Consider the following 8,605-nt stretch of genomic DNA (forward strand, 5'->3'; position numbering starts at 1 on the left):
CTAAAAAGTGTTTTCTCTTCTTCAACTGGGAAAGAATCAAGAATGGCGAGATGTCTCTGTGTTGCACGATCTAGGAAAAGATAATCTTTCATATCAACAATTCGGATATTTTGTATTTGATCAATTGGTTGCAGTAACTCAAAAGCCAAATACCGAAGAAGAGCTCCTGACGCAAGAAGAGCTTGAGGGAATCGATGAAATCCTAAACTATCCGTAGATTGCAATCGGAAATGACGACAAAGAAACGGTTTATTTGTTTCCATAGAAAAGAAACGATCGTCTATCACCTGATGGGACAGATAGGCATCGGATTCTACCTGAAACAGAGATGTTGTTTTTTTGTTTGTAATAATTTCAGCCGGTTTATAGAGCGATAACTCATCAAGACATTTTTCCCATGAGTTGCATTCTAAAGTCCACATTTCTCCAGTGGAAGAATCACAGAATGCAAGTCCTATAGAAGTGGTACTAAATGTATAAATTGTTGCAAGTAAAAGGTGTCCATTGTCGCACGTTTCAAGAAATCTATTTAATGTTCCAGATGAAATAAAATGTGTGATTTTTCTTGTTAGAATTTTTTTTGAATTGTTTTTACAAGCTGGATCCTGCTCTACAATAGCTACACGTTTTCCGTGTTGAACTATTCTTGATAAGTTTGACTCAAGTGTTTGAGCCGGGATTCCTGCCATAGGGAACCCGTTCCTTGATGTTAGAGTGATCCCTAATGCCCTTGAAAGTATTTTTGCATCTTCTCCAAAGGTTTCATAAAAATCACCCAGTCTGAAAAGAAGCAAACTATCTCCTGCTTTTTCCTTGCAGGTTCGCCATTGTTCCATCATTGGGGAAAGAGTTTCTGTTTGCATAAATCTTCTTCTTTGAAGTTTTTATTGGCAAAACCAATTACAAACACTAATTAAGAAAGAGATGCAGAATTCTTTTCTGCAATTTTTCGAAAAGCATGTCTTCTCTCAACTTGTGTTCTTCCTTAAATGATAAGTCCATCCAACCATTTGTTGCGTTGTCTAAAAAAATAAATTCTGAATTCACTAAAAAATATAATAAAGCATTTAATGCAAATGTTGCTGTAGACAGCTCAGACGGAACAATTAAACTTTTATATAAAGTCAACGATGGCCCTGGAGAAAGAAGTTTCGGCATACATGTCGCCAGCATAGCAGGATTGCCTTTGAGTCTGATTAACAGGGCTAATGATATATTGAAAAATTTGGAAAAAATTGAGCAAAAGGGTTCTCTTTTGTAAACAATATGGAAAACAACGACTCTAATTATTACTCAAAGCTCAAAAAAGCGAAGGCTCTGTTGATAAGATGGAATGAGCGTGCATGCTCGGCTAATTTGGGAAAGGATCAATTCTCTGAAATAAATTCCTATAAAAATATCAAACATGCAGTAGAGAAGGATGATACTCTTACCAAGATAGAGCTTTCCACTCGTCAAAAGAGTTCACTTGATAGAACTCTAATCGAATCGACAACATGTTCGTGTGCAGTGAAAAAAGGAAATTCCGAGGGAACAAAAATCTTTATTTCCCCTAAATGGCACCATTTAAAAGAAACATTAAAGTCCGCAGAAATTGAATTGCAAAAACTGCACGAATTAGCAGGATTTAGAATACTGGATGTATTATCAATCACAGATGAGTTAACTTCCGTTGACGAGCTTAAATTAGTTGCTGACGCTACCGAAAAGCTTAGACAAAGTAATATATTAGCCTATCGACAAGAAGTGGGTGAAATAAGAGGGTATCTGGTTCCGTTCACATTTCTTTTTCTTGTCCCTTTACGACACAAAGGCAAGGTTGATTGGCCCGCACTAAGTCATACGATCTTTGTTAACTGGACTGAGATATATTCCAAAGAAGAGGCAAAGAAGGCTCTTTGGTCACAGATCTGCTTTTTTCTTAATCAAAGAATCGCGCCATGCAGTTCGCTAAATTCGCTGAAGTTGTGATCGATAGATCGATTGACAAGTCATTGACATATGGTATTCCTGAGAATCTTGAAATTGAATTAGGGCACTTTGTAGAGGTTCCTCTACGAAGTATCAAGTCAAGTGGGATAGTCATTAAAATTATGCACACTTCCAACCAGAAAAACATTCAACCAATTTGCCGGATTATCAACGAAAAGCAAATTCCATTAGACCTTCTTCATCTAGCTTTTTGGATGAGCCAATCTTATTGTGCTCCATTAAAAGATGTGCTTTTCACAATTTTCCCTTGTGCTTTGCGCAAAAAATTTTCTCTCACGAGAACTATAAATTCTCAGGACCGCTTCATAAGAATAAACGTTACAGATACATTCCTTATTGAATGGTGCCAAGACAATCGATACCGCAAACCATCCCAAGCCCGCATTTTGGATTTTTTAATCAACAATAAGAAACCTAAAAAAATTGCGCTTATTTTAAAAGAGGCACAAGCACAAAAAGCCGCTTTAAATACTTTGTTAAAGGCAAAAATTTTAAAAGAAGTGATAATACCTTCAGAAGAAGAACTTCTTCTTAAAATTCCATTTTTGGAACAAGGTCCTAAAACCCCCTCCTCCGATCAGTTTAAAATTATACACAACCTTCTTAAGACATTCAAAGAACAACCTACATCAGCTCATCTTTTATGGGGAGCCACAGGAAGTGACAAGACAGAAATTTACATTCACGTTGTTAAAAATGTAATATCAGGACAAAAGAAAGCCATAGTGTTGGTTCCAGAGATTTCTCTCATCACTCAAATGGCTCAATTATTTAGATCAAGAATTCATGGAAGAGTTGCAATTTTTCATTCATCTCTTTCACAGTCTATACGGCAACAACTACATCAATCGATCATAAAAGGGGAAATTGATCTATTGATAGGAACAAGATCAGCGATTTTCCTTCCTCTTTCTCCACTTGGAGTAATAATTCTCGATGACGAGCACGACACTTCATACAAAAGCGAAAGATCGCCGGCGTTTCATGCTAGAGATATCGCAATCAAACGAGCGGAAGTATGTAGATGTCCTATTATTTTAGGAAGTGCTACTCCGTCTCTAGAAAGCTTTCAAGCTGCATTAGAAAACAAATATTACCTCTATCAATTGCCTAATAAAATCTTAGATCAAAAATCAGAAATTATCTTTGTGAGACGACCTAAAAAAGGGATATTTTCCCCAGAATTAATAAAGCAAATAAAAGAAACGGCAAGTAGAGGTGAACAGGTTTTATTATTTCTGAATCGTCGTGGCTATTACGAGGTAGCTATTTGCCAAGCTTGCAATCAACCTCTACGCTGCCCTAATTGCGATCTTTCATTAACTGTTCATATAAAGAAGCAGATTCTGCTTTGTCATATATGCCAATATTCCACCTTTTACAAGCAGGTCCAATGTTCAAAATGTCGCAAGGAATCGATACGTTTTCTCGGATGGGGTACAGAACGTGCAGAAACGACATTACAAAAACTCCTGCCTAATCTACGCATTATGAGGATAGACAGAGATCAGGTCACAACATCTGACGAGTTAAATGATTCGCTACACCTATTTCGTTCAGGCAGCATCGATGTCCTAATTGGAACGCAAATGATAACGAAAGGACACAATTTTCCACTCGTGACACTGATTGGCATTTTACATCCAGACCAGCAACTTTGGAACCCTGATTTCCGAAATGGTGAATTCCTTGTTCAAACCCTTACACAAGTTAGCGGAAGAGTGTCTAGAGAAGGATTACCTGGCACAGTTATCATACAGACAGAACAAAAGGACCTCCCCTACTATAGGTATGCTCTTGCAGGAGAATACGAGGAATTTGCAAAAAACGAACTCGAACTAAGAAAGCGTTTTTTGTATCCACCATTCTGCTCAATTATTCATTTTCTTTTTCGACACAAAGACATTGAAGCCGTTACACATCACGCTAACACGTTCAGACACAAACTATCTGAAACATTACAAAAAAAAGACCTTCTTTCCCCTTGCTCCAAGCTTTATCGCTTCAAGACATCAGGTCTTTACCGTCTGCATTTCATTGTGAAAACGAACAACTGCCACGAGTGTAGCTTAAGAATTAAAAAACTTCTACCTCTAATAAATCTTCCAAAAGGAATATTGAAAATCGACTTTCATCCAATTTCTCTCAGTTAAAGAATAATTTCCTTTCATATACCATCATGAAGGACGGTAGTTTTTTACTATGGAAAAACAAAATGTCAACATGCCCTTTTGATGATCCTCCACCTGATTATTCTGTTCGTTTAAAAAAACTGGAACAGTTGAGGGCTATGGGCGTTGACCCATACCCACACGCCAGTAATCCCACTTACAAATTAAAGCAACTTCATAAAATTTTTAATTTAGACTCTCTTCCTCACGTCACACAAATCGATTTCAATGAAAAACCCATAGTGCTCACCGGACGCATTTTACTCCATCGTCATATGGGAAGGTTACTATTTATACAAATTCAAGAAGAAAGTATTCGCTTCCAGATTATCTTCACAAAAGGAGAGTGCACCTTAGAGCCATTAGGTGCAGAGCAATCATTCGAGCTTCTAAAAAAATTGATTGATCTTGGAGATTGGCTTGAGGTCACAGGACACCTTTGTCAAACTCAAAAAGGAGAACCATCTCTATTCGCAATAAATTTTCGATTATTGGCAAAGGCATTACTTCCTCTACCCGACAAGCATAATAAGCTTAACAATAAAGAAATTATACTGCGTAAAAGGTGGCTTGATTTAATCGCATCTCAGGAATCTTTTCGTCGTTTCGAGCTCCGATTTAAAATTATTAGATCTATTCGCACATTCTTTGAAAAAGAGGAATTTCTTGAGGTTGAGACTCCGATTCTTCAATCTCACTACGGTGGAGCAGAAGCTAGGCCATTTGTCACAGAGATTGCACTACTCAAACAGCGTGTTTTCCTTAGGATATCTCTTGAATTATCACTAAAAAAGCTTTTAGTTGGAGGCATGCGAAGAGTTTTTGAATTGAATAAAGTTTTTAGAAATGAAGGATTAGATCGATCACATAACCCTGAATTCACATTACTTGAAGCTTACGCGGCTTATTGGGATTACGAGAAAATGATGGACCTAGTTGAACGGTTATTTCTTGAAGTCGCGATAGAAAATTTAGGTGCGTCTGTTTTTATAGTAGAAGGAAAAGAGATAGACTTAGCCAAGCCATGGAAACGCATGACTATGAAAGAATCCATTAATCTGTATGGAGGATTTGATGTTGATCAGATGGAAACTTCCGATCTAATTAAAGAGATAAAGACATTCGGAGTAGAGCCTGAAAGTAGTGTGCGTGGACCTCTTATTGCTCAATTATTTGAATTGTCGGTTGAAAAACATCTTATTGAACCACATCACATTATTGATCATCCAATCGAAACAACGCCTCTTTGCAAACCAAAAAGGACCCCCAATAACCCACAAGAAATATACGTAGAAAGATTTGAATCGTTTATAGGTGGAGCAGAAATCTGCAATTCATACTCTGAACTAAACGATCCCATTCTCCAAACTCAACTTCTTAATAGGCAACAAGAAACGCAAGAAGAAAAGCATGATATTGATCTAGAGTTTTTAGAATCAATTTATCAAGGAATGCCACCGGCTGGTGGAATAGGAATAGGAATAGACAGGATGATCCTTCTTATGACAGGAGCTTCACACATCAAAGATGTGCTCTTCTTTCCAATGATGAAAAGCCTATCACACAACAGAGATATCGACGATCTCTTGAGGTCCAAAGATGGGGAAAGTGCCGTTTAGAGTTATTGATTCACCAGGTCTACCGGAACTGAAATGAATCGTTTCACTCAATTCCATTACCCTTCTATCTAAAAAGGTACGCACACCAAAAAGAGGACCAGCAGGAGGTATGCTTCCTTCTTTTAAACCAAATTTTTCTTCAATGACATCAGTTTGAGCAAACGTCAATGGTTCACCAACTAATGCAGACAATAATTTCATCTGCAACTTGGATGACAAAGCAAGATTGGCTTGAAATATCGTACCTGATCTCTTTCCAATTAAAAGAAGCGCCTTTACTCCTTCAGAGCATTTTGGTGCACTAATCTCAACAGAAAATGATAAACAACGCCTTCTTAGAGATTTAATCATCTCAGATCGAATAGATTCCCCGCCCAAGATCAATTGTTTTTCTGAAGCGATTCGACGTGCATCTGACGGGAAAAGAGAAGCTTCGCGTATGTTTTTCAGGTCAAGAAGGGCCATAGTTAGTCGCTCTAAACCTATCCCAAATCCGCCATGAGGTGGCATTCCCGACTGAAAAGCTTGCAGATATCCTTGAAGAGGAATAGGACTCAATCTATGTTCAGATAACCCTTCAAGCACCTGATCATGAGTGAACCTTCTCATTCCACCAGAAACTATCTCGATCCCTCTACAAAGAAGGTCAAACGTCTCTGTTTCACCAGCAGATTTGGATGGCAGTGAATAGAAAGGTCGAGACGCATTAGGCCAATGTGTAATGAAAAGAAAATCAGAACAATATTTCTCCCTAGCCCAAGAGCACAATTTGCGTTCTTCATCTGATCCTAAATCTGAAAGAGAATCATCCTTAAGAAGTTCACGCGCTTCTGCAAACGATATACTAGGAAATTTTCCTTCCGGGAACAATGGCAATGAGTCCAATTCAGGATACAAATGATAGAGCTGACGAGCTACGTCGCGAATAAAATCTTCTAAATGAGTCATCAATTCGCAAAGAGAAGAAAAAGCAGCCTCAAACTCCATCTGCTTGCCTTCTGAAAGATGACGGGTTGTATGAGACGGATCAGCTCTAAAAAAAGGCATAATCGCAAAGACACGCTCGTAGACTCCTACAAGAATCTGCTTATAGAGCTGGTTGCTTTGAGCTAATGTTGCGACAGACCCAAAATGATCAGTAAAAAAAATTTCCGCACCACCTTCAGAAGATCCAGGAAGAAGACAGGGACCGAAAAACTCACGAGCTCCAACCTGCTCACGCATATACTTGCGAAAAACAAAAGCGATCTCACTTTGTACTTTAAAAATAGATGAAACAGCCGAGTGACGAATAGACACTCCTCTGCAATCTAAGAGAAAGTCAAGGTCAACGTCAAAGGTAGGTCTCGTGTAATCCAAAGGAGGCACACTGGAAACCTTTGAAATTATTGTTACAATACTTTCCTTTAGTTCAGGTTTGCCATCCTTACTTCTAGAAGCAGATACTAGACCCGAAACGGAAAGAACTGTTCCTACGTGACATTCTTTCAGCTTATCAGACTCAGTAGAATCCAAAACTACCTGAGAAATACCATCGCGATCACGAACAAGAAGAAACGTGATTCTACCTAATGAGCGAACACCATGCATCCATCCGTTAATGGTAACACGTTTCCCCATACAAAAAGGAAGGTCTTTAGAAAAAACACGAGACATGCGAACGAATCAACTAAAAAGGAGATGAGTCCTCTGAATAGACTTCTTCCTGACTATACATTGGCGATTTGCCCTGACCAGGCGAAAATCCAGCGGGCTGAGAAGAGTCAAATCCAGTATATTCGACTTCGCCAGAAAATTCAGTTTCATCGATTTCTTTCACATCAGAAGGCCTTGTAGACGAAGCCGCAGGCTCACCTTCATTTCTACTCCCTGGAATGAAACGAATCAAAACAGCTTTTAACTCAAGAGACGCCTGAGATACGCCGTTGCTATCTACGTACGTTCTAGGTTTCCGCATAGTTCCATAAACAACAACACGAGAGCCCTTTCTTACGTGCGGGATCACACGTTCGAGTTCACCATCCCAAACTATAACTCTCCACCAAAGAACTTCTTCTTTATCCCCCTTTCGCTGATTGTCCGCAACGACGAGAACCGTCATTTTCGCGCCACCAGCTGTGACCCTCTTTTCAGGATCTATGACAACATTTCCAATAATCTCGATAAAATTCATTGCAGAGAACCCCTTGAGAATCACCTAGCCGAGTGAACAAACACATCCCGGAAAAGACAGAATGGCAAGTTTAGCAATAGACAATTCAATTCTGCAAGGGGTGATCCAAAATAAGATCATTACCGACTATTGTCTAGATCCGAATAAAGCCATCTCCAGCACCCTTTGAATGCTGTGAGCCAGATTCTTCCTTCTTAGCCGAACTTTCACTTGAACCACTTGCGCCGCTTGCCATTCCGGAAATTTGATCTGCATTCTTTCCAGCTAAAACGGGCAAGGTAGATAAGTCGACTTCTTGTCCGGCACAAATACTGGAACAAACCTTTCTCCAGGCGTCTACTATCTCTACATAGAGAGGCGCAAATTCCTTCAAGGCATCTGGAAATGCAGCAGACATTTCCAAAGTAGAATGGATTAATATAAGTTGCTCTTCTGGTGCGATACCAACACCACCACCTGCCATTTGGCCACCTAAAATGGACCCTCGAAGAAGAGTCTCATAAAGCTTCATAAGAATATCTTTATCTTCAGGAAAAGAATCAAGCAAAGGAGAATAGATATAAAGCTTCTTAGAAGTAGTCTCATATGTCATATGCATGGAGAAATCATTGTCTATCGCGAGGATACATGTGTTATTCTCATCGAAGTCA

At 39.0% G+C, this 8,605-nt stretch carries 8 protein-coding genes; 4 read left to right on the forward strand and 4 right to left on the reverse strand.

Features of this window, described 5'->3' with window-relative positions; all coding sequences use genetic code 11:
* Positions 1 to 863, reverse strand: an 863-nt coding sequence (locus GCCT14_RS02665; protein WP_478209985.1) for a MutS N-terminal domain-containing protein, incomplete at its 3' end; no start/stop codon positions are given.
* A 95-nt stretch (positions 864 to 958) separates the two neighbouring features.
* On the opposite strand from GCCT14_RS02665, the gene GCCT14_RS02670 reads away from it, so the two are divergent.
* The 4 genes from GCCT14_RS02670 to lysS all read left to right on the forward strand — a co-directional run bounded on the left by GCCT14_RS02670 (position 959) and on the right by lysS (position 5,782).
* Positions 959 to 1,261, forward strand: a complete 303-nt coding sequence (locus GCCT14_RS02670) for a MutS-related protein (protein WP_108624129.1) — start codon at positions 959 to 961, stop codon at positions 1,259 to 1,261.
* Positions 1,262 to 1,320: 59 nt separating this feature from the next.
* Positions 1,321 to 1,971 (forward strand): hypothetical protein, encoded by a 651-nt coding sequence (locus GCCT14_RS05375; protein ID WP_157952522.1) that lies wholly within the window; start codon positions 1,321 to 1,323, stop codon positions 1,969 to 1,971.
* Positions 1,941 to 4,145, forward strand: a complete 2,205-nt coding sequence (gene priA / locus GCCT14_RS02675; protein ID WP_108624130.1) for a replication restart helicase PriA — start codon at positions 1,941 to 1,943, stop codon at positions 4,143 to 4,145. Before GCCT14_RS05375 ends, priA begins: the two co-directional genes overlap by 31 nt.
* A gap of 62 nt (positions 4,146 to 4,207) precedes the next feature.
* Positions 4,208 to 5,782 carry a lysine--tRNA ligase gene (gene lysS / locus GCCT14_RS02680; RefSeq protein WP_108624131.1) on the forward strand — a complete coding sequence of 525 codons (1,575 nt, stop codon included), beginning with the start codon at positions 4,208 to 4,210 and terminating at the stop codon, positions 5,780 to 5,782.
* Here lysS and aspS read toward each other — a convergent pair.
* The 3 genes from aspS to GCCT14_RS02695 form a co-directional block, all read right to left on the reverse strand.
* Positions 5,723 to 7,438, reverse strand: coding sequence for an aspartate--tRNA(Asn) ligase (gene aspS / locus GCCT14_RS02685; RefSeq protein WP_108624132.1), 1,716 nt, complete (start codon positions 7,436 to 7,438; stop codon positions 5,723 to 5,725). The two genes, lysS and aspS, sit on opposite strands and share 60 nt — an antisense overlap.
* A 13-nt stretch (positions 7,439 to 7,451) precedes the next feature.
* On the reverse strand, positions 7,452 to 7,955 hold the full coding sequence (locus GCCT14_RS02690; protein ID WP_157952523.1) for a single-stranded DNA-binding protein: 504 nt from the start codon (positions 7,953 to 7,955) through the stop codon (positions 7,452 to 7,454).
* Between the two features lie 133 nt (positions 7,956 to 8,088).
* A partial coding sequence (locus GCCT14_RS02695; RefSeq protein WP_108624134.1) for a CesT family type III secretion system chaperone occupies positions 8,089 to 8,605 on the reverse strand: 517 nt, incomplete at its 5' end.

It is taken from the genome of Candidatus Similichlamydia epinepheli (genome assembly GCF_003056015.1).

Bases quoted from the DNA above. Each gene is read 5' to 3' on its own strand.
- lysS (WP_108624131.1), top strand. From the start codon at position 4,208: ATGTCAACATGCCCTTTTGATGATCCTCCACCTGATTATTCTGTTCGT.
- GCCT14_RS02670 (WP_108624129.1), top strand. From the start codon at position 959: ATGTCTTCTCTCAACTTGTGTTCTTCCTTAAATGATAAGTCCATCCAA.
- aspS (WP_108624132.1), bottom strand. From the start codon at position 7,438: ATGTCTCGTGTTTTTTCTAAAGACCTTCCTTTTTGTATGGGGAAACGT.
- priA (WP_108624130.1), top strand. From the start codon at position 1,941: ATGCAGTTCGCTAAATTCGCTGAAGTTGTGATCGATAGATCGATTGAC.
- GCCT14_RS02690 (WP_157952523.1), bottom strand. From the start codon at position 7,955: ATGAATTTTATCGAGATTATTGGAAATGTTGTCATAGATCCTGAAAAG.